The sequence below is a fragment of the Streptomyces sp. NPDC021212 genome (assembly GCF_044332925.1).
Taxonomy (GTDB): Bacteria; Actinomycetota; Actinomycetes; order Streptomycetales; family Streptomycetaceae; genus Streptomyces.
On sequence record NZ_JBIRPZ010000015.1, the window covers coordinates 81,647 to 100,984 of the forward strand.

15 protein-coding genes are annotated in these 19,338 nt (G+C 71.0%); 7 read left to right on the top strand and 8 right to left on the bottom strand.

Annotation, left to right across the window (positions count from 1 at the left end; genetic code table 11):
• The first annotated feature begins 152 nt into the window (after positions 1 to 152).
• Genes ACH4SI_RS33595 through ACH4SI_RS33605 form a run of 3 tightly spaced genes read left to right on the top strand, consistent with a single transcriptional unit; the run spans position 153 to position 3,370 of the window.
• The gene (locus tag ACH4SI_RS33595) at positions 153 to 1,190 is read left to right on the top strand and encodes a polysaccharide lyase family 1 protein (protein WP_398302460.1); all 1,038 of its coding nucleotides are present in this window, start codon (positions 153 to 155) and stop codon (positions 1,188 to 1,190) included.
• A 17-nt stretch (positions 1,191 to 1,207) separates the two neighbouring features.
• A complete protein-coding gene (locus tag ACH4SI_RS33600) occupies positions 1,208 to 2,563 on the top strand; it encodes a jacalin-like lectin (protein WP_398302462.1) in 1,356 nt (451 codons plus the stop codon).
• Positions 2,564 to 2,581: 18 nt separating this feature from the next.
• Positions 2,582 to 3,370: an EI24 domain-containing protein gene (locus ACH4SI_RS33605; RefSeq protein ID WP_398302464.1), complete on the top strand. Its 789-nt coding sequence runs from the start codon at positions 2,582 to 2,584 to the stop codon at positions 3,368 to 3,370.
• 4 nt (positions 3,371 to 3,374) lie between these two features.
• On the opposite strand, the gene ACH4SI_RS33610 is transcribed toward ACH4SI_RS33605, so the two are convergent.
• The 8 genes from ACH4SI_RS33610 to ACH4SI_RS33645 form a co-directional block, all read right to left on the bottom strand.
• Complete coding sequence (locus ACH4SI_RS33610) at positions 3,375 to 4,628, bottom strand: pyroglutamyl peptidase (protein ID WP_398302466.1); 1,254 nt, start codon at positions 4,626 to 4,628, stop codon at positions 3,375 to 3,377.
• Positions 4,629 to 4,713: 85 nt separating this feature from the next.
• The gene (locus ACH4SI_RS33615) at positions 4,714 to 5,877 is read right to left on the bottom strand and encodes an aldose epimerase family protein (protein ID WP_398302468.1); all 1,164 of its coding nucleotides are present in this window, start codon (positions 5,875 to 5,877) and stop codon (positions 4,714 to 4,716) included.
• Between the two features lie 57 nt (positions 5,878 to 5,934).
• Positions 5,935 to 7,167 (bottom strand): multiple monosaccharide ABC transporter permease, encoded by a 1,233-nt coding sequence (gene mmsB / locus ACH4SI_RS33620; RefSeq protein WP_398302470.1) that lies wholly within the window; start codon positions 7,165 to 7,167, stop codon positions 5,935 to 5,937.
• Entirely contained in the window at positions 7,164 to 8,732 is a 1,569-nt protein-coding gene (gene mmsA, locus ACH4SI_RS33625; protein ID WP_398302472.1) for a multiple monosaccharide ABC transporter ATP-binding protein, read from the bottom strand. The genes mmsB and mmsA overlap by 4 nt, the downstream gene beginning before the upstream one ends.
• 15 nt (positions 8,733 to 8,747) lie before the next feature.
• Entirely contained in the window at positions 8,748 to 9,857 is a 1,110-nt protein-coding gene (gene chvE / locus ACH4SI_RS33630; RefSeq protein WP_398302474.1) for a multiple monosaccharide ABC transporter substrate-binding protein, read from the bottom strand.
• A 32-nt stretch (positions 9,858 to 9,889) separates the two neighbouring features.
• Positions 9,890 to 10,906, bottom strand: a complete 1,017-nt coding sequence (locus ACH4SI_RS33635) for a hypothetical protein (RefSeq protein ID WP_398302476.1) — start codon at positions 10,904 to 10,906, stop codon at positions 9,890 to 9,892.
• A gap of 105 nt (positions 10,907 to 11,011) precedes the next feature.
• The gene (locus ACH4SI_RS33640) at positions 11,012 to 12,037 is read right to left on the bottom strand and encodes a zinc-binding dehydrogenase (RefSeq protein ID WP_398302478.1); all 1,026 of its coding nucleotides are present in this window, start codon (positions 12,035 to 12,037) and stop codon (positions 11,012 to 11,014) included.
• 106 nt (positions 12,038 to 12,143) lie between these two features.
• Positions 12,144 to 13,307: a mandelate racemase/muconate lactonizing enzyme family protein gene (locus tag ACH4SI_RS33645; RefSeq protein ID WP_398302480.1), complete on the bottom strand. Its 1,164-nt coding sequence runs from the start codon at positions 13,305 to 13,307 to the stop codon at positions 12,144 to 12,146.
• Between the two features lie 638 nt (positions 13,308 to 13,945).
• Here ACH4SI_RS33645 and ACH4SI_RS33650 point away from each other — a divergent pair.
• From ACH4SI_RS33650 to ACH4SI_RS33665, 4 genes are all read left to right on the top strand, one after another.
• Positions 13,946 to 14,698: a DUF5819 family protein gene (locus ACH4SI_RS33650; RefSeq protein WP_398302482.1), complete on the top strand. Its 753-nt coding sequence runs from the start codon at positions 13,946 to 13,948 to the stop codon at positions 14,696 to 14,698.
• A gap of 1 nt (position 14,699) precedes the next feature.
• Positions 14,700 to 15,866 (top strand): HTTM domain-containing protein, encoded by a 1,167-nt coding sequence (locus ACH4SI_RS33655; protein WP_398302484.1) that lies wholly within the window; start codon positions 14,700 to 14,702, stop codon positions 15,864 to 15,866.
• A 91-nt stretch (positions 15,867 to 15,957) separates the two neighbouring features.
• Complete coding sequence (locus ACH4SI_RS33660) at positions 15,958 to 16,485, top strand: DUF6299 family protein (RefSeq protein ID WP_398302486.1); 528 nt, start codon at positions 15,958 to 15,960, stop codon at positions 16,483 to 16,485.
• 103 nt (positions 16,486 to 16,588) lie between these two features.
• Complete coding sequence (locus tag ACH4SI_RS33665; RefSeq protein ID WP_398302488.1) at positions 16,589 to 19,336, top strand: ABC transporter substrate-binding protein; 2,748 nt, start codon at positions 16,589 to 16,591, stop codon at positions 19,334 to 19,336.
• The last annotated feature ends 2 nt before the right edge of the window (positions 19,337 to 19,338 follow it).

A 19,338-nucleotide genomic window follows, 5' to 3' on the forward strand; every position in this document is an offset into this window, starting at 1 on the left:
ACATTCTCTCGGCTCCCAGGTGAGTAGGTGTCGGCTCGGGGACGGTAGACGCCGAATCGCCCTGTCGGCGAACCGGCTTTCCCTGCCCTGCTCCGCCAGCGCTTCGTTTCCCCTCGACCTGAAGGCCGGGGTATCCACGAAGGGAAGACCCGATGAACTCCGCAGGCGACCACTTCACGACGGACACCACCGCCGCCGGCCACCACCGGCGCCGGCTGACGGCCCTCGCCGCGGGCGTGGCCGCGACCCTGGTGCTCGGGGGCCTGGCCGCCGTCTCGGCGCCGGACGCGGACGCCGCCACGCACGTGGTGGACGCCACCGCCGAGACCGCCCCCATCGGCTTCGGCGCGGGCACCACCGGCGGTGGCAACGCCACCGCCACCACCGTCACCACCCTGGCCGCCTTCACCGCCGCGGTCGCCGGTGACAGCGCCAAGGTCGTGAAGGTGTCCGGTCTGCTCTCCCTCACCGGCCAGGTGGACATCGGCTCCAACACCACCGTGCTGGGCGTCGGTTCGGGCTCCGGATTCACCGGCGGGGGCCTGCGGCTGAAGGAGGCCACGAACGTCATCATCCGCAACCTCGCCATCAGCAAGCCGAGGAAGCCGTCCGACGGGGTGACCGTCCAGGAGTCCACCAGGGTGTGGATCGACCACAACACGTTCTCGGTGGACCGGGACCACGACAAGGACTCTTACGACGGCCTGCTGGACATCAACCACGGCTCCGACAACGTCACCGTCTCCTGGAACAAGTTCGCCGACCACTTCAAGGGCAGCCTGGTCGGGCACAGCGACAACAACGCCGGTGAGGACACCGGACACCTCAAGGTGACCTACCACCACAACTGGTTCAGCAACGTCTCCTCCCGCATCCCCAGCCTCCGCTTCGGCACCGGCCACTTCTACGACAACTACGTCCAGGGCGCGGACACCGCCGTCCACTCCCGGATGGGCGCGCAGATGCTGGTGGAGAACAACGTCTTCCGCGACACCAAGGTCCCCGTGACGACCAGCCGGAGCAGCGACGTGGACGGCTACGCCGTGTTGCGCGGCAACGACCTGGGCGGCGGCGCCACGGAGATCTCGCAGACCGGCACCTTCACCAAACCGCCGTACGCGTACACGGCGGAACCCGCGTCGTCGGTGGTCGCCACCGTGACCGCCCAAGCGGGCACCGGCAAGCTCTGATCGAGAGGACTCATGTCGTGAGATTCATCGGCCGCCTGGCCGTCGCGGCCGCCGCGGCGCTCGCCACCTGCGCGGGCACGCTCGGCGCCACCACACCCGCCGCGGCGGCCACCGCCGCCCCCACGCCCGGCACTGCCGCCCCCGCCTCCGGCTCGTTCAATGTCCTCACGTACAACGTGGCCGGGCTCCCCGAGGGCCTGTCCTCCGGCCACCCGGCGAAGAACACCCCGCTGATCTCGCCCCGCCTGGGCGCGTACGACATCGTCAACGTCCAGGAGGACTTCAACTACCACGCCGCGCTCTACGCCGGTGACGACCACTCGTACCGCACCCCCACCAGCGGTGGCGCGGCCTTCGGCGATGGCCTCAACACCCTCTCCGACCTGCCGTACGACGACTTCGAGCGGGTCAAGTGGACCAAGTGCAACGGCACCGACTGCCTTACCCCCAAGGGCTTCTCCCTGGCCCGGGTGCGGCTCGCCGAAGGCGCGTACCTCGACCTCTACAACGTGCACACCAACGCCGGGACCACCGACGCCGACCTCGCCGCCCGCCGCGCCAACGTCACTCAGCTCTCCGACTACATCGCCGCCAACTCGGCCGGAAACGCGGTGCTCGTCATGGGCGACACCAACACCCGCTACACCCGCGCCGCCGACAACATCCGCGACCTCGCCACCCGCAACGGCCTCACCGACGCCTGGGTGAACCTCGTCCGCGGCGGCTCGGCCCCGCCCGCCGGGTCCGACGCGCTCGTGTGCGACCCGGACCACGTCACCAACACCTGCGAGGTCGTCGACAAGGTCCTCTACCGCTCCGGCCCGCTGCTCTCCCTCACCGCCACCCGCTACAACAACGAGAACACCGCCTTCCTCGACGCCGAGGGCAAGCCGCTGTCCGACCACTACCCGCACACCGTGGACTTCTCCTGGAAGGCGGCCGACACGCTCCGCGCCGGGGACCAGTTCGGCGGACCGCACGGCACCGCCTTCAACGACGCCGACGACCTGCCCGCCACCCCCGCGCCCCGCACCCTCACCCTGCGCGGCGGCTCCCGCCTCGACGCGGTGTCCCTGACCCTGAACGGCGGCACCACCCTCACCCACGGCGGCAGCGGCGGCACCCCCGCCACCCTCACCCTCGGCCCCGCCGAACACCTCACCTCCGTCACCCTCACCCGCGGCCAGAAGGACGGCCGCACCCGCCTCTTCTCCGCGGCCTTCACCACCGACACGGGCCGCACCGTGGCCGCCGGAACCCCCACCTCCGACACCGCCACCTACACCGCCCCCGCCGGGTGGCAGATCGTGGGCTTCACCGGCCGCGCCGGTGAGGAGATCGACAAGCTGGGCGTCATTTACGCGCCGCGTTAGCCAAGTAGGCTTTCGCCCATGCGCGATCTTGGAGTGGGCATCGGCTATCTGGTGAAGGGCCAACGCTGGGTGGCCCAGCACGGCAGGTGGTGGGGGATCGGGATGCTCCCGGCCCTCATCACCCTCGTCGGCTACGCGGCGGCCCTCGTCGTGCTCTTCTACTGGACCGACGACGTCATCGCCTGGGCCACCCCCTTCGCCGACGACTGGTCCTCACCCTGGCTCGCCGTCTTCCGCGGCGCCCTCGCGATTCTCTTCGCCGCCGCCTGCCTCTTCCTCGCGGTGATCACGTTCACCGCGGTCACGCTCCTGGTCGGCCAGCCCTTCTACGAATCCCTCTCCGAGGAGGTCGATCGCTCCGAAGGCGGCGAGGTCCCCGAATCCGGGCTCTCGACCTGGCAGGAGGTGTGGATCGGCCTTCGCGAGGCCATCGTGCTGCTCATCCGCGTCACCCTGTGGAGCGTGCTCTTCTTCGCGCTCGGCTTCATCCCGGTCGTCGGCCAGACCGTGATCCCCGCCCTCGCCCTCTGCGTGACCGGCTTCTTCCTCGCCGAGGAGCTGACCTCGGTCGCGCTGCTGCGGCGCGGAGTGCTGCTCACGGAGCGCCGCCGCATGCTCCGCGACCGCCGCCTCCTCACCATCGGCTTCGGCCTCCCCCTCGCCGTGCTCTTCCTGCTCCCCCTGGTCGCGGTCTTCCTCATGCCGGGCGCCGTCGCGGGCGCCACCCTGCTCGTACGCGACCTCACGGGCGAGGACGAGGCCCCCACCCAGGGCGACACCGCGGCGAACGCGCTGGGCGGGGCGTAGCCGACTACTGCGCCGTGGTCGCGACCACCGTGAGGACCGCGTGCACCTGGGCCGTGATGGCCTCGCGGTTGCGGACGAAGTCCGGGTCGGTCACCTGGCCCGTCGCCGGGTCGGTGTTGCCCTGGCCGAATTGCAGCACGGGGGTGTGGAGATGGCCGCCCGGGGCCTTCAGACCGACGGCGTCGCGCAGCAGCGTGGCGCGGTAGGCGATCTCGTTGGAGAGGTAGTCGCCGCCACCGCCCGCGCGGGCCGTCGAGCCGGGGGTGGGTCCGTCCGGGCGGACCCCCGGGGTGGTGGCGCCGGCCGGGATCTCGGTGACGGTGGTGTTGTCGTACACGGGGACCGGCCCGGTGGCAGACGCGACGATCTTCGCGTACGGGAGGGTGGTCGTCGTCCACTGGGGCTGGGGGTGCGGGGTGGGGACGTCCGCCGGGATGGGGACGGTCTCGGTCCGGGAGACGCCCGCGTTGTCCGGAACGCCGCCGCGCCAGGCGCCGTTGGTGCGCTCGACGTCGAAGCGGCCCACCCGGCCCTGGCTCACCGTCATGAAGGCGTCGACCTGCCGGGGCCCGGAGCGGAAGGCGGGCAGCAGCGTGCGCTCCACCGTGCCGTCGGCGAAGTCCGCCCAGCGGACGGGGAAGACGGCGGTCTCGATCCGCGCCGGTCCGTCGGGCGTACGGAGCGTCATCCCGTCCAGCGCGAGGGCCGCCGCGCCGGACGGGTTGGAGCGGCGTACGTCGGCGTCCAGCTGGAACGGGTCGAAGCCGGTCACGACGATGCGCTTGATGTGCTTGCCCGTGGGGAGATCGATCGAGTCCTGTCCCCGGGAGCCCCGCTCCAGCGATGTGAGCAGCGCGGTGCGGCGGGCGTCGGTCAAGGGGAAGCTGGGCTCCCACTCGCCCAGCACCCGCGTCATCCCCAGCCGGGCCCAGTACAGCGGCCGGTCGTCGTCCCGGCTCAGGTCGCCACCGGCGGGCCCCCGCCCCTGCACCCGGTCCACCGCACGGCGCCACAGCCGCCCGCCGTCCCGCCGTACGACGCGCTCGGCCTGCGTGGCGGACGTTACGTGCGCCAGGTCCCGTACGAAGTCCGGCGCCACGTCGTCGAACCCGCTGCGGCGCAGGATCTCCTGCGGCGCGGCCCGGTCGAGGCGCTGTTCCTCCACGGTGGGGGTGCGTTCCCGGGCGGTCGCCGGGGTGGTCTGGGTCAGGGGGAGGGCGGCCAGGGCCAGGGCCAGGAAGGTGCGTATCGGTCGCATTCGGGGCCTCTCGAACGGGCGGGGGAAACGACGAACCTCCCGCCCCGCGCGGACGCGGAGCGGGAGGGACACGGGAAAGCGGGGTTCAGCGGGTGGAGAAGGAGTGCACCGTCGTGGAGCGGTAGGTCTGGCCCGGGCGGAGCACCGTGGAGGGGAAGGAGGGCTGGTTGGGGGAGTCCGGGAAGTGCTGGGTCTCCAGGCAGAAGCCGTCGCCCTGCCGGTAGACCCGGCCCGAGGTGCCCGCGAGGGTGCCGGTCAGTTGGTTTCCGGTGTAGAACTGCACACCCGGCTCGGTCGTCGCGATCTTCATCACCCGGCCCGACTCCGGCTCGGTCACCGTCACGATGTGCTCGGGGCGGCGGGTGAGGCCCTTGTCCAGCGCGAAGTTGTGGTCGATCCCCTGCCCGTACAGCACCTGCTGGTGGGCCTCGCGGATGTCCCGGCCGATCTCCTTGGCGCGGCGGAAGTCGAACGGGGTCCCGGCGACCCTGGCCAGCTCGCCGGTCGGGATGAGGGTCTTGTCGACCGGGGTGTAGCGGGAGGCCGCGATCTGGACGCGGTGGTCGTAGACGGCCCCCGAGCCCTCCCCGGCCAGGTTGTAGTAGGTGTGGTTGGTGAGGTTGACGACGGTGGCCTTGTCCGTCGTGGCCTCGTAGTCGATGCGGAAGTCGCCCGCCGCGGTCAGGGTGTAGTCGACGCGCACGGTGAGCGTGCCCGGGTAGCCCATCTCGCCGTCGTCGCTGACCCGGCGCAGGGTGAGGCCGACGCCCGAGCCCTTGCGGAAGGGCTCGACGGACCAGACGCGCTTGTCGAAGCCCTTGTCGCCGCCGTGCAGGCTGTTGGGGCCGTCGTTGACGGGCAGCTGGTACTTCTTGCCGTCGAGGGTGAACGTACCGCGGGCGATGCGGTTGCCGTAGCGGCCGATGAGGGCGCCGAAGTACGGGCTGCCGGCGACGTACGCGTCCAGGTCGGCGAAGCCCAGCGAGACGTTTGCCCGGCGGCCGTGGCGGTCGGGGATCTCCAGGGTCTGGACGACGCCGCCGTACGACAGCACGCTCAGCTTGGTGCGGCCGTTCTCGATGGTCCAACGGTCGACCTTCGTGCCGTCGGCCAGCGTGCCGAAGTGTTCCTTCACCGCGTGTCCCTCACCGTCGGATCGGTCCTTCGCGAAGGCGGTGCCGGTGCCGGTGGCCGCCACCGCGGCGGTGGCCGCGGCGGCAGTGATCACCGTGCGTCTGCTCGTGCTCATGCCCGTGCTCGTTTGGTGCGTCATGTGCGGCTCCACAAGAAGTAGTTGGATGACGTACTACGAACCGACCCGGCGCTTGTTCCAGACGTCGAAGCCGACCGCCGCCAGCAGCACGAGTCCCTTGATCACCTGCTGGTAGTCGGTGCCGATGCCCACCAGCGACATGCCGTTGTTGAGCACACCGAGCACCAGACCACCGATGATGGCGCCCAGCACCGTGCCGACACCGCCGCTGGCCGACGCGCCGCCGATGAACGCGGCGGCGATGGCCTCGAGTTCGAAGTTGAGGCCCGCGCTCGGGGTGGCGGAGCCCAGCCGGGCGGCGAAGACCAGGCCCGCGAGGGCGGACAGCACGCCCATGTTGACGAACACCATGAAGGTGACGCGCTTGTCCCGGACACCCGACAGCTTGGCCGCCGACTGGTTGCCGCCGAGGGCGTACACATGCCGTCCGACGACGGTGTTGCGCATGACGAAGCTGAAGATCACGAAGAGCACGGCCAGGATCAGCAGCCCGTACGGCGCCCCGTGCCAGCTCGACAGCGTCATGGTGAAGGCCATCACGGCGGCCACGATCGCGGCGCACTTGACGAAGAACAGCCCGAGCGGCATGACCTCCAGCTCATAGGCCGCGCGCTGCTGCCGGCCGCGCCACTCCTGCCAGACGGCGGCAGCGCACACGACGAGGCCGATGACCATCGTGGGGTTGTGGTACTGCGTGTACGGGCCCATCTCCGGGATGAAGCCGGTGCTCATCTTCTCGAAGCCGTCGGGGAACGGCGACAGGGACTGCCCGTCGAGCAGGATCTGGGTGCCGCCTCGGAAGGCCAGCATGCCGGCCAGGGTGACGATGAAGGACGGGATGCCGATGTACGCGATCCAGAAGCCCTGCCACGCCCCGGCCACCGCGCCGAGCAGCAGGCACAGGACCACGGCGAGGCCCCAGGGCACATCGTGTTTGATCATCATCACGCCCGCTGCCGCGCCGATGAAGGCGACGAGCGAACCGACCGACAGGTCGATGTGCCCCGCGATGATCACGACCATCATGCCGATCGCGAGGATCAGGATGTAGCCGTTCTGCTGCACCAGGTTGGTGACGTTCAGCGGGCGCAGCAGGATGTTGTCCGACCAGATCTGGAAGATGACGATGATCAGGGCGAGCGCGACCAGCATTCCGTACTGCCGCATATTGGTCCGCATGCCCTGCAGCAGCAGCGTCCCGAGGCTCTTGGAGCCCTCGGCCGGCGGTGGGGCCGGGCTCTCGGTCTTCTGGGTGGCCGTGCTCATCCTTCGTCTCCTCTGTCCCTGTCCCTGGTCATGTGGCGCATCAGAACTTCCTGGGTCGCCTCGGCCCGGGGAACCTCCCCGGTCAGCCGCCCGGCCGCCATCGTGTAGATCCGGTCGCACATCCCCAGCAACTCGCCCAGCTCGGAGGAGATGAAGACGACGGCCTTGCCCTGCGCCGCGAGGTCGTTGATGACCGTGTAGATCTCGTACTTCGCCCCGACGTCGATGCCGCGGGTGGGCTCGTCGAGGATGAGCACCTCGGGACCGGCGAAGATCCACTTGCTGAGGACGACCTTCTGCTGGTTGCCGCCGCTGAGCCGGCCGACCCGCTCGAAGACCGTCGGTGCCTTGATGTTCATGGTCTTGCGGAACCGCTCGGCGACCCGCGACTCCTCGTGCTCGTTGACCACGCCGCGGCGCGCCACCTTCGGGAGCGAGGAGAGGGAGACGTTGCGGCTGATGGTGTCCTCGAGGTTGAGCCCGAACGTCTTGCGGTCCTCGGTGACGTACGCGATGCCGTGGTCGATGGCCTCGGGCACGGTACGGGTACGGACCTCCTGGCCGTCGCGGAGGACCCGGCCGCTCGCGTGGCGCCCGTATGTCCGCCCGAAGACGCTCATCGCCAGCTCCGTGCGGCCCGCGCCCATCAGCCCGGCGATGCCCACGATCTCGCCGCGCCGGACGTTCAGCGACACCCCGTCCACGACCTTGCGCTGCTGGTCGATGGGGTGGTGCACGGTCCAGTCCTCGATGGCCATGGCCACCCGGTCGGCGTCCTCCCCCTCGTACGGGGTGCGTTCGGGGAAGCGGTGGTCGAGGTCGCGGCCGACCATGCCGCGGATGATGCGGTCCTCGGACACCTCCGGCTTGGACTCCGGGGTCTCCCGCACCGTCAGCGTCTCGATGGACTGGCCGTCGCGCAGGATGGTGACGGAGTCGGCCACCTTGCGGATCTCATTCAGCTTGTGCGAGATGATGATCGAGGAGATGCCCTGGGCCTTGAACTCCAGCAGCAGATCGAGGAGTTTGCCGCTGTCCTCGTCGTTGAGCGCCGCGGTCGGCTCGTCCAGGATGAGCAGCTTCACCTCCTTGGAGAGCGCCTTGGCGATCTCCACGAGCTGTTGCTTGCCCACGCCGATGTCGGTGACCCGGGTCTGCGGCGAATCCGTCAGGCCCACCCGCTTCAGCAGCGCGTTGGCGTGCTTGAGGGTTTCGTTCCAGCTGATCAGGCCGCGGGTGGCGTGCTCATTGCCGAGGAAGATGTTCTCGGCGATGGACAGGTACGGGATCAGCGCCAGTTCCTGGTGGATGATCACGATGCCGCGCTGCTCGCTCGCGCGGATGTCCTTGAAGGAGCAGGTCTCGCCGTCGAAGAGGATCTCGCCGTCGTAGGAGCCGTGCGGATGGACGCCGCTGACCACCTTCATCAGGGTGGACTTGCCCGCGCCGTTCTCCCCGCACAGGGCGTGGATCTCGCCCTGGCGCACGCTCAGGTTGACGTCGGAGAGCGCCTTGACACCCGGGAAGGTCTTGGTGATGGAGCGCAGTTCGAGAATGGTGCTCATATCCGGTACCCCGCCCTACTTCAGCTGCGACGCGGTGTAGTAACCCTGGTCGACCAGCACCTGGGTGTTGGACTTGTCGACGCTGACCGGGTTGAGCAGGTACGTCGGCACGACCTTCTCGCCGTTGTCGTACGACTTGGTGTCGTTGACCGGGGGCTTGCCGCCCGTCAGCTCCGCCTTGGCCATCTGCACGGTGGCCTTCGCCAGCTTGCGGGTGTCCTTGTAGACCGTCTGCATCTGCGCGCCCCGGAGGATGGACTTCACGGAGGCCAGCTCGGCGTCCTGCCCGGTCACCACCGGGAAGGGCTTGGACTTCGTGCCGTAGCCGACGCCCTTGAGCGCCGACAGGATGCCGATCGACATGCCGTCGTACGGCGAGAGCACGGCGTCGACATCGCGGCTGCTGTACGCCTTGTTGAGCAGGTCCTCCATGCGGTCCTGGGCGGCGCTCCCGCTCCACTTCTCGGTGTAGAGCTGGTTGAGGCTGGTCTGCTTGGAGCGGACGACCAGCTCGCCCTTGTCCATGTACGGCTTGAGGACCTTCATCGCGCCGTTGAAGAAGTACTTGGTGTTGTTGTCGTCCGAGGACCCGGCGAACAGCTCGATGGAGAACGGGCCCTTGCGGCCCTTGGACAGCCCCAGCTTGTCGGCGATGTACTGGCCCTGGAGCCTGCCGACCTTCTCGTTGTCGAACGTCGCGTAGTAGTCGACGTTCTTCGTGCCCAGGAGCAGCCGGTCGTAGGAGATCACCGGGATGTTGGCCTCATGGGCCTGCTTCAGCACGTCGGAGAGTGCCCCGCCGTTGATCGGCGCGATCACCAGCAGCCGGTGGCCCTTGGTGATCATGTTCTCGATCTGGGACACCTGCTGGCGGACGTCGTCCTCGCCGTACTGGAGGTCCGTCTTGTAGCCCGCGGCCCGGAACTGCTTGGCCATGTTCCGGCCGTCCGCGATCCACCGCTCGGAGGACTTGGTCGGCATCGCGATGCCGATCGTCCCTCCCTTTTCCTTGCTCTTGTACCGACTGCCGCCGACCGCTTCCTGGCCACAGGCCGTGGCGGTCAGCGAGAGCGCGAGGAGGCCGGCGCCTATCGCCGCGACCCGTGCGCCTCTTACCGTACGCATGGTGATGGGGTCCTTCCCTGGGGCGTCATTGCTCAGGACTTCTGTGGGGCCGCGCCGCTGGCGGCATCGGATGCTTCGGTGACGGGGAAGCGCCGCAGCGGCCCCGGCAGCCGGGAGCCCAGCGGCGACAGTCCGCCGTCCGCGCCCAGCCGGGCGAGCAGATCGAGCACGAGCCGGCCGCGGCGCACCCGTTCGCGCGCGCTGTTCAGCGCCACGTCCCGCAGTTGCGCGCCGTAGGGGTAGATCCCCGGAGACTTGCTGAGCCCGAATTTCAGATAGATGGGGGCGCCGCGGCGGATCAGCTCGGCCGCGTCGTAGAGCCGAACGTAACCCCCGAGGTCGTCCGGTGCCTCGATGTAGAAGTCCATCGGGGCGCGGGAGACCCGGCGGATCTCGGTGAGGTGTTCCAGCGTCAGATCGGAGGGGATGTTGATCGAGTCGGCGCCCAGTCGCTCGTACACCGCGAACGAGGCCGGGTTGACCGGGCCGACCAGCGCGGACAGCTTGAAGGTGGTGTCCGCGGGCAACTCCCCGCGCTCGCGGAGCTGGTGCAGCAGCCACAGCACGCCCTCGTCGGCGACCAGCAGACACTTCACGCCGAGCGAGGCGGCGCGCAGGGCGTCCTCCACGCATCCGGCGACCGCGTCGTGGCCGCGGGCCCGCAGGCCACCGCCGCCGGAGTCGGAACGGGTGGCGCCGCCGATGTCCCAGGTGCCGCGCGGCCCGGTGAACAGGCACAGCTCGGCGTTGCGCTCGGCGCAGGACTCCACCATCTCGGTGATCTCGGCGTCGGTGAGCATCCACACGCCGCTGCCCTGGCTGATCCGGTGGATCGGTACGTCGAGCCGCCCGGCCTCCTTGAACACGGTGGCCAGCGCCTCCGGGCCCTCGACGGAGGGGACCTCGGTGCGCCAGGTGCCGCCGTCGGGGAAGGAGTGCGCGGAGGCGTCGGCGGGGTCGGGCGCGGGCGCGGCGTGGCCGAGCTGGGCGAGGGCGGCGTCGGCGGGACGTCGGGGGCCGGGGGGAAGGTCAGAGGCGGCGGTCGTCACGGTGCTCCTTGTATCGCCGTAAGGACTAGGTGTAGCCCTCGTCTTTGAGGACCGTTCAGGTTTTCGGGGGGGCGGGGGGCTTCCCCCGGGGAGATACGGAAGGGGTCAGGCGGGTCGCAGCAGCACCTTGCCCACCTTCGGATCACCGCTCCCCACCAGCTCGATGGCGGTGGCGAAGTCGATGAGCGGCAGTTCGTGCGTCACCAGCGGCAGCAGCGTCAGCAGCCCCGCGTCGAAGACCCGCACCGCGTGCGCCCACGCGTCCGGCGCGGCCCCGAACACGGTCTGCACCTCGATCTGCCGTACGACCAGGTCGGTCGGGTCGAGCCCGTCCGCCGTCCCCGCCGCCGGGATCCCGGTCAGCACCAGCCGTCCGCCGCGCCGCAGCAGGGACGCGGCGGTACGGGCGGCGGGGGCGGACCCGGCGGTCTCGATGACGATGTCGAAGCCGCCCTCGACATCCTCCAGCCGGTCGTTCGTGCGGAACGCCATGGCCCCGAAGGACAGCGACAGCTGCTCCCGGTCCGGCCGCGTCCCGACCACCAGCAGCTCGGCGGGGGAGACGGCGGCCAGGAACTGCACCGCGATCATGCCGAGCGTCCCGGTGCCCACCACCGCGACCCGCTGCCCCGGCTGCGCGTTCGCCTTGAGCGCGGCGGCGGCGATGCACGCGGCGGGCTCCAGCAGGGCGGCCGCGGTCAGATCGGCGTCGTCGGACAGCGGATGCAGCAGCCGGGCGGGCAGCGTCAGGGTGGTGGCCATCGCGCCCGGCTGGGTGAAGCCGGTCTCCTCGTACCCCGCCGTGCACAGCGTGGTCTCGCCGGCGTGACAGCGGTCGCACACCTGGCAGTTGCGGAACCCCTCGCCGACGACCTTGCGGCCGACGAGCGCTTCGGGGACGCCCGCGCCGACCGCCTCGACCGTCCCGGACCACTCATGGCCGGGGGTGACCGGATACCGGACGTACCCCTCGGGCCGGTTCCCCTCGTACACCTCGCGGTCGCTGCCGCAGATCCCGGAAGCGTGGACCCGCACCCTTGCTTCGCCCGGGCCCGGCTCGGTCACGGTACGGCTCTCCAGCCGGTGGCTGCCGGGTCCTTCGAGGACGAGCGCGTCTTCCGTGCGGCTCATGTCTGCTCCGTTCGTGTCGTCGCTGCCCGGCCCGCCGGTGGAACCATGCCGACAGGCCGGACCGGGGCAGGCCCGGCCGTGGCGATGGCGGGACGTTCCACGGCGCTCATTCGCCACGTCCCCCGGAGGGATTCCGCTTCTCCCAGCCCTCGGCCCACAGGTCGAACCGGGCCTGCTGCTGCGGGAATTCGGCGGCCGCGTCGGTGTCCAGCTCGACGCCGAGGCCGGGCTCGTGCGACAGCTCGAAGTAGCCGTCCACGACCTGCGGCGCGCCCTTGACCACCTTCTTGATCTCCGCGTCGGCGAAGTCGTTGAAGTGCTCGAGGATCTTGAAGTTCGGGGTGCAGCCCGCGACCTGGAGCGACGCGGCGGTGAGCACCGAGCCGCCGACGTTGTGCGGCGCGATCAGCACGTAGTGGGTCTCGGCGGTCGCGGCCAGCTTGCGGGTCTCCAGGATGCCGCCGATGTGGCCGACGTCCGGCTGGATGATGTCGGCGGCCTGCGACTCGAACAGCTCGCGGAACTCGATCCGGTCGTGGATGCGCTCACCCGTCGCGATCGGCAGGTTCGTCTTCTCCGTGACCTTCGCCAGCGCCTTCAGGTTCTCCGGCGGCACCGGCTCCTCCAGCCACGACGGCCGGAACCGCTCCAGCTCGCCCGCGATCCGCACCGCGGTCGACGGGCTGAACCGCCCGTGCATCTCCACCAGCAGCTCCGCGTCCGGCCCGATCGCGTCCCGCACCGCCTCGACCAGCGAGATCGAGTGCAGCGTCTCGGCGTGGTCCAGCTCGAAGTGGCCGGTGCCGAACGGGTCCAGCTTCAGCGCCCGGTACCCGCGCTCGACCACCGTGGTGGCCGCCTTGTGGAACGCCTCGGGGGTGCGCTCGACCGTGTACCAGCCGTTGGCGTACGCCTTGACCTTGTCGGTCACCTTGCCGCCGAGCAGCTGCCAGACCGGCACGCCGAGCGCCTTGCCCTTGATGTCCCAGCAGGCCATCTCGACACAGGCGATCCCGGACATCACGATCTCGCCGGCCCGGCCGTAATCGCCGTACTTCATCCGGCGCACCAGGTCCTCCACCGCGAACGGGTCCGACCCGGCGATGTGGTTCTTCTCCGCCTCGTGGAGATAGCCGAGGAGCGCATCGGTGTGGCCGAGCATGCGGGTCTCGCCGACGCCGGTGATGCCCTCATCGGTGTGGACCTGCACATACGTGAGATTGCGCCAGGGGGTGCCGACGACATGCGTGCTGATTCCGGTGATGCGCAAGGCTATGACCCTTCGCGATGTTCGATATTTCGTCACACGTTCGAAATCTTGGCGTGACGTTAATCAGCGGGCGTGAGGGGTGTCAATGGTCCTGCGTCGAATGGTTATCGAACAGCAGCCGATGCTCCCCCACCCCGGGCCATTCGGCGGACGCTGCCGTGTCGGTGCCGCATCCCGGTTCCGCCGCCCGGCAGGCTGCGCCGCTGACGCGAAGGTTTCGTCGAGAGAGGCGGTCAGATGAAGAGAGTACTGCGAACGGTCGTTCTGGGTACGTGTGTTGCCGCGGCTGTCGCCTTCGGTGGCGTCCATCAGGACGGTGGCACCCACTCCACACGGGCGCAGCAGGGCCCGATTCCCAGCGTCCCGTTCAGCCCCTTCATCCTGGGCGGACCGATGCAGGACAACGACTGCGACACCCGGATCGGGGGCCAGGTCACAGGGGGTACCAGCGGGGGCAGTAGTGGTGTCGACAGCGGGGCGAGCAGTAGCGGGGGCGGCAGCAGCAGCGGTGCCAGCGGCATGTCCATCGCCGCGTTCAGCGTCCCGGCGAGTGCCCCCCACGCGCCTCGCGGCATCGGGGTGAACTGCCGCAACTTCCGTGGATAACGGCATCGGTATCCGGTCGCGGTGAGCGGAGCATGATGGAACAGCCCACCAAGGCCCCTGCCGGGCGGCCCGGGGGCGCAGGCGCCGGGCCGCGGACGACCGCCCGGGTGTGTGCGCCCCGGGCGCCCGTGCCGGCGGGGCCGGGCGAGCCCGGACAGACCTGGTCCGCCCCCTCCCTCGCCCTGCTGACGGTGACCGCCGCCGTGCTGCTCGGCGCCGCGCTCTGGCATCTGGCCCTGGTGTTCCTGAGCATCGCGCCGCCAAGTCCGGTGCAGCGGACGTACAACCACGCCATCAAGGGGCACGTCCATCCCGAATTCGACCAGGACTGGCAGCTGTTCGCGCCCCAGCCGCTCCACGCGAACATCCGCGTCGAGGCCCGGGTGCGGACCGCGGAGGGTTCCGGCGTGCGCCGTACGGGACAGTGGACGAGCCTCACGGCGCAGGACATCGCGGGCGTACGGCACAGCCTGCTGCCGAGCCACGCGGACCAGAACCTGCTGCGCCGCGCCTGGGACTTCTACCGGGACACCCACAACCGGCGCGAGGTGCCGACCGACGCGCGGGGCGGGCTCTCCGCCGAGTACCTCAAGCGGATCGCCCTGAGCCGCCTCGCGCACGGCACGCACGGCACGCACGGCGAACGGATCATCGCACTGCAGATGCGCGGCCGGGCCGTTCCCGTGCCGCCTCCGCACTGGAGCGCCCGCCCGCCCGTACGGAACACCTCCCACCGCACCCTGCCCTGGTGGCCGGTGACGGACGACGACCGCAGGGGACTGTGACGTGACCCGACTGGCCCGGCTGATCACCTTCGCCGCCCGCACCCACGCCCCGTACCAGGCCGCCCTGTTCCGCATCGGGCTCGGCGCCATCGCCGCCGCCTTCCTGCTCCGGGAATGGCCCCACCGGCGGCTGCTGTACGGCGACCGCAGTCCGTGGGCGCCGGACATGGCGGCCCGCGTCATCGCGGAGGACCACCGCTTCAGCGTGCTGCTGTGGTCCGGGGGCCACTGGTGGTTCGAACTCGTCTACCACGGCGCGATCGTGGCCGCCGTCCTGCTGATGCTGGGCTGGCGCACCCGGGGCACGTCCGTGGTGTTCCTGGTGGCCGTGCTCTCGCTCGAGAGCCGCAACACCTATCTGGGTGACGCAGGGGACAACGCGATGCGGGTGATGGCCGTGTACCTGGCGTTCACCCGCTGTGGGGCGGTCTGGTCGCTCGACGCGCACCGCCGCGCCCGGGCCCGGCGGCAGCGGAAGCCCGCGTACGACCGGGCCGGGGTCGCGCTGTGGCAGGGGCTCGGGGTGCTGCTCCTGTGGGTGTCCGACGGCTTCCCGCGCACCGCGTGGGCGGCGGTCCTCTGGGCGTTCTGGGCGGCCCACGGCGTCTGGTACGCGGCGCACCGGTGGCCCTGGGGACGCCAGGCGCGCGAACTGCTCGACGCGGCGACGGCGATGCTCCACAACTCCGCGATGCTGGTGATCGCGGTCCAGGTCTGCCTGATCTACGGGACGGCGGGCTGGTACAAGGTCCAGGGCGCCCTGTGGCAGGAAGGCAGCGGGATGTACTACGCCCTGCACCTCGACTACTTCATGCCGTGGCCCGCCCTCGCCGGGTTGCTCACCCACAGCATGCTCGCGGTCTACCTGCTGAGCTACGGGACGGTCGTCGCGCAGGTGGCCTTCCCCTTCCTGCTCGGCTACCGGCGGCTCAAGAACGCCCTGCTGGCGGCGATGATGCTGGAGCACCTGGCGATCGCCGTCGTCCTCGGCATCCCCTTCCTGTCCGCCATGATGATCATCTCGGACGCGGTCTTCCTGCCCACGTCCTTCCTGCTCCTGCTGGGCGCGCACTGCTCCCGCCTGACCCGGCGCCTGACCGGAGCGGTGGTCAACCCGATGGCGGGGGAGCACCCGCCCAGCGGTATCGGACACGCCGCACGGGGGTGACGTTCCCGCGGACCGCGTCGCGCGCCCGATAGCTCTACAGGGACTTCGCCCCTCACAGGGAATCCGCCCCGCTCACGGAGGTCCGTACCCCATGCGCAACCGTCGTCGCTTCCTCGGTGTCGTCACCGGCCTGCTCATCGCCGCCCCCGTCGTCCCCGCCGCCCAGGCGGCCCCGGCACCCGCCCCCGGACCCGCCGCCCCGGCACCCGCCGAGGCCGGGGAGTTCGCCGGGGTGCCGGGGATGCCGCGAAGCCTGCCGCTGCCGTGGGGCAACAACGTCACCGTGAACCGCATCGGCTACGTGGGCGGGCCCGGGACCGTCGCCCTGTCGGGCACGTACCGCTGCCTGCGGGACGGCGCCACCATCCCGCGCGCCGACATCCTCATCACGCTCAGCCAGGGTCAGGTGCGGCAGGGGATCGGGGGCGGCTCGGCGCTCTGCGACGGGCTGACGCACACCTGGTCGGTGCAGGAAGTCACGGGTGCGCGGTTCGTGCCGGGCCCCGCGTACGTGGAGAGCAGCCTGCTGCGGTTCGAGGTGCAGCAGGAGCTCCTTCCGCTTCCGCGGACCGCGGCCGTGGGGGAGCGCGCGATCACATTGGAGGCGCGCGACATGTGAGACCCGCCCCCGTCGCCGCGCATGAGCCCCTCCCCCGCGGGGGATATCCCTTGTTTCCACCGCCTTTGTCACGGGGTGGGCAGGGAGAAGGGGGACGGGGACGATGGCGACGGGGGATCCGCAGGACCGCATCCCGGCGTATCCGGGTGTCGAGCGCTTCGTGGAGGCGTTCGACAAGCTGGTCATCCAGCAGCGGCGCAGCCGCAGCAGGGTGCCGGTGGTGCTGTTGACGGAGGAGGGCGCCGGGCGGGCCGGCCGGAGGATCGTGGGAGGGCTGCGGTCGCGGCTGCGCGGCCGCAGCGAGGTGCTGGCGCCGCACGCGTATGTCCCGGCGCTCCCGCCCGGCGCCGATCCGCCGCCGCTGGAGCTGTTCGAGCAGATCGCGCTCCAGCTGGCGGAGTCGATGCCGGTGGACACCGGGCAGTTACGGCTGCCGGGCTACCGGCTGCTGCACTCGGTGGTCACGGCCCCGGCCATCGACGGGCCCATCGAGTACCGCCACCGCGATCTGCGCAACCACTGCTACGACGAACACCGCCGCTGGTCGCGCACGGCCAACACGCTGTGGCGGATCGGCGGACGCGACCACGCCAGCGGCGGCTCGGTCGTGGAGCTGCTGTGGAACTTCGTGGCCGGGCCGCTGTGCCAGACCCTGCCACGCTGGCTGTTCGGGGTCCGGGCCAGCCGCCGGATGCTCGGCCGCGGCCGGCACCGCCGCTGGTACGCGGAGTGGTCGCGGCTCCAGCGCGGCACCCCGCCCACCGACTTCTTCCGCTCCGCGCTCGACCACGTCCCCGGCGGCGAGGGCAGCGACCCGGAGCGCCTGGACCGGGTGCTGACGCACGCGCTCCTCGCGGACCTGGACGGGGCGGTGCGCCGCCGCCGCTTCAACCCGTGGCGGATGCGCCGCACCACCCGGTTCGTGCTGCTCTTCGAGGAGGCCGGGGCGCTGGACTCGCGGGTGCAGCGCTTCCTGCGCGAACTGCGCTCCGCCGTGGAGGACCTGCGCTGTACGTCGGTGATCGCGATCGCGGCCGGGGCGCGCTCGCTCGCGTCCCGCATCCCGGACATCGAGGCGGCCGACCTGGCCCACGCGGGCGCCGAGCTGGAGCTGGTCGAGCGGCAGGGCATGCGCGCGGGCCAGCCCACCGGGATCGTGGTGCCGGTGAGCGAGGGGCCGGAGGACGACGAGCGGGCATCGTACTGGCTCGGCCGCCGTCCCACCCTGCTCGCGCCCTCCCGCCGCTGGGGCCCGCGCACCGAGATCGCGGGGGTGGCGGTGGTCGCGCTGCTCACGCTGGGGCTGGTGGCCGGCGGCATCTACCGGCCCCTGTGGGGCGGGGGTGACGACAGCTGTTCGGGCCAGACCTTCCTGGGCAAGAACGGCCAGTGCGTCGGGGTGACGACGGGCAAGCAGTTCGCCCAGGGCACCCACGAGCGGCAGCTCCGCGAGGTGCTGGAGCAGATCGACCGGCAGAACGGCGAGGTGGATGCCGCGATGCGCCGCCGCGAGGAGACATCGCCGCGCTACCGCACCGTGGTCTACATCGGCCCGTTCAGCGGCGGCGCGGGCGCCGACGACCCGGTGCGCGGCGGCACCCTGCCCGAGCTGCGCGGGATCGGGCTCGCCCAGGCCCATGTCAACGCCCTGGCACTGACGTCGGACGACCGGGTTCCGGTGCGGGTGCTGGTGGCCAACGCGGGCCATCTCTTCGAGGACGCCCCGGCCGTCGCCGACTCCATCGTCCAGCTGGCCCGGCGCGACCCGTCGATCGTCGGCGCCGTCGGCCTCGGTCAGAGCCGCGGGTCCACGTACTCCGCGATCCGCAGGCTGGACGCGGCGGGCATCCCCATGATCGGCACCTCCGGCACGGCCGACTCCCTGCTCTCCCAGGGCACGCACTACTACCAGCTCGCGCCCGTCGACTCCCGTGCCGCCCGGGTCATGGCGGCCTTCGTCCGGGAGGCGGCGATGGTGACCCGGCCCGGGCGCGCCCCGGTGAAGGCGCGCCGGGTGCTGCTGGTCGCCGATCCGAAGGATCCGTACAGCTCCGGTCTGGCCCGTTCGTTCCGTACCGCATACCGGCAGGGTCCCGTCGAGACGCTGCTGCTGGGGACGGGCGGCGGCGCCACCGGAATGGCCGGGCGGTCGTACGACACGATGGAGGACTTCGCGGAGCGGGTGTGCCGGGTGGCGGGCGGAGGCGAGCCGACGGGTGTCGTCTGGACGGCCCGCGGCAGCCAGTTCGTCACCTTCCTGTCCGAGTACGGCCGGATGGCCGATGGCTGCCCGACCGTCAGCGTGCTCGGCGGCGACGACGTCACCAACGCGCTGCTGCTGGGCCAGAACCCGTGGGCGATCTTCCAGGGGCTGAATCTGTACTACGTCTCGCACGGCGAGCCGTCGCGCGTCCGGGCCAAGAGCGCCCAGGCGTATCTGCGGGCGTACGACGCGCAGTACGGCCGCGAACGCGGGGTGCTGGCCCGGGCGATGCGCCTCGACGGACACTCGCCGCTGGCCTGGGACGCCCTGTGCTACCTGTCCCAGGCCATCGACGAGGCGTGGGTGGGCAGCGGGAAGCGGGACGGGCGCCTCGACCGGGCGCTGGTGCAGGCCGTGCTCTACCAGGGCCTGGGCAGCGGCGGTTTCAACGGGGCGACCGGCCGGATCGACGCCCACGGGGTGGCCGGGGGCGGGCGGCTGACCGCCGACAAGCTGGTGGCCGTCCTGCACGGCGCGCCCGAGGGCGCGCCGCGGCCCGCGCTGCTGTGCGGAGCGGTCACCGCGACCGACATCCGCAGGAAGTGGGGGCCGGGGGAGCGGTACACCTGCCCGACTCCCGCCGAGTGAAG

Excerpts from the sequence above, each read along its gene's own strand:
- ACH4SI_RS33595 (WP_398302460.1), top strand. The coding sequence starts at position 153 with ATGAACTCCGCAGGCGACCACTTCACGACGGACACCACCGCCGCCGGC.
- ACH4SI_RS33605 (WP_398302464.1), top strand. The coding sequence starts at position 2,582 with ATGCGCGATCTTGGAGTGGGCATCGGCTATCTGGTGAAGGGCCAACGC.
- ACH4SI_RS33610 (WP_398302466.1), bottom strand. The coding sequence starts at position 4,628 with ATGCGACCGATACGCACCTTCCTGGCCCTGGCCCTGGCCGCCCTCCCC.
- ACH4SI_RS33615 (WP_398302468.1), bottom strand. The coding sequence starts at position 5,877 with ATGAGCACGAGCAGACGCACGGTGATCACTGCCGCCGCGGCCACCGCC.
- mmsB (WP_398302470.1), bottom strand. The coding sequence starts at position 7,167 with ATGAGCACGGCCACCCAGAAGACCGAGAGCCCGGCCCCACCGCCGGCC.
- mmsA (WP_398302472.1), bottom strand. The coding sequence starts at position 8,732 with ATGAGCACCATTCTCGAACTGCGCTCCATCACCAAGACCTTCCCGGGT.
- chvE (WP_398302474.1), bottom strand. The coding sequence starts at position 9,857 with ATGCGTACGGTAAGAGGCGCACGGGTCGCGGCGATAGGCGCCGGCCTC.
- ACH4SI_RS33640 (WP_398302478.1), bottom strand. The coding sequence starts at position 12,037 with ATGAGCCGCACGGAAGACGCGCTCGTCCTCGAAGGACCCGGCAGCCAC.
- ACH4SI_RS33650 (WP_398302482.1), top strand. The coding sequence starts at position 13,946 with ATGATGGAACAGCCCACCAAGGCCCCTGCCGGGCGGCCCGGGGGCGCA.
- ACH4SI_RS33660 (WP_398302486.1), top strand. The coding sequence starts at position 15,958 with ATGCGCAACCGTCGTCGCTTCCTCGGTGTCGTCACCGGCCTGCTCATC.
- ACH4SI_RS33665 (WP_398302488.1), top strand. The coding sequence starts at position 16,589 with ATGGCGACGGGGGATCCGCAGGACCGCATCCCGGCGTATCCGGGTGTC.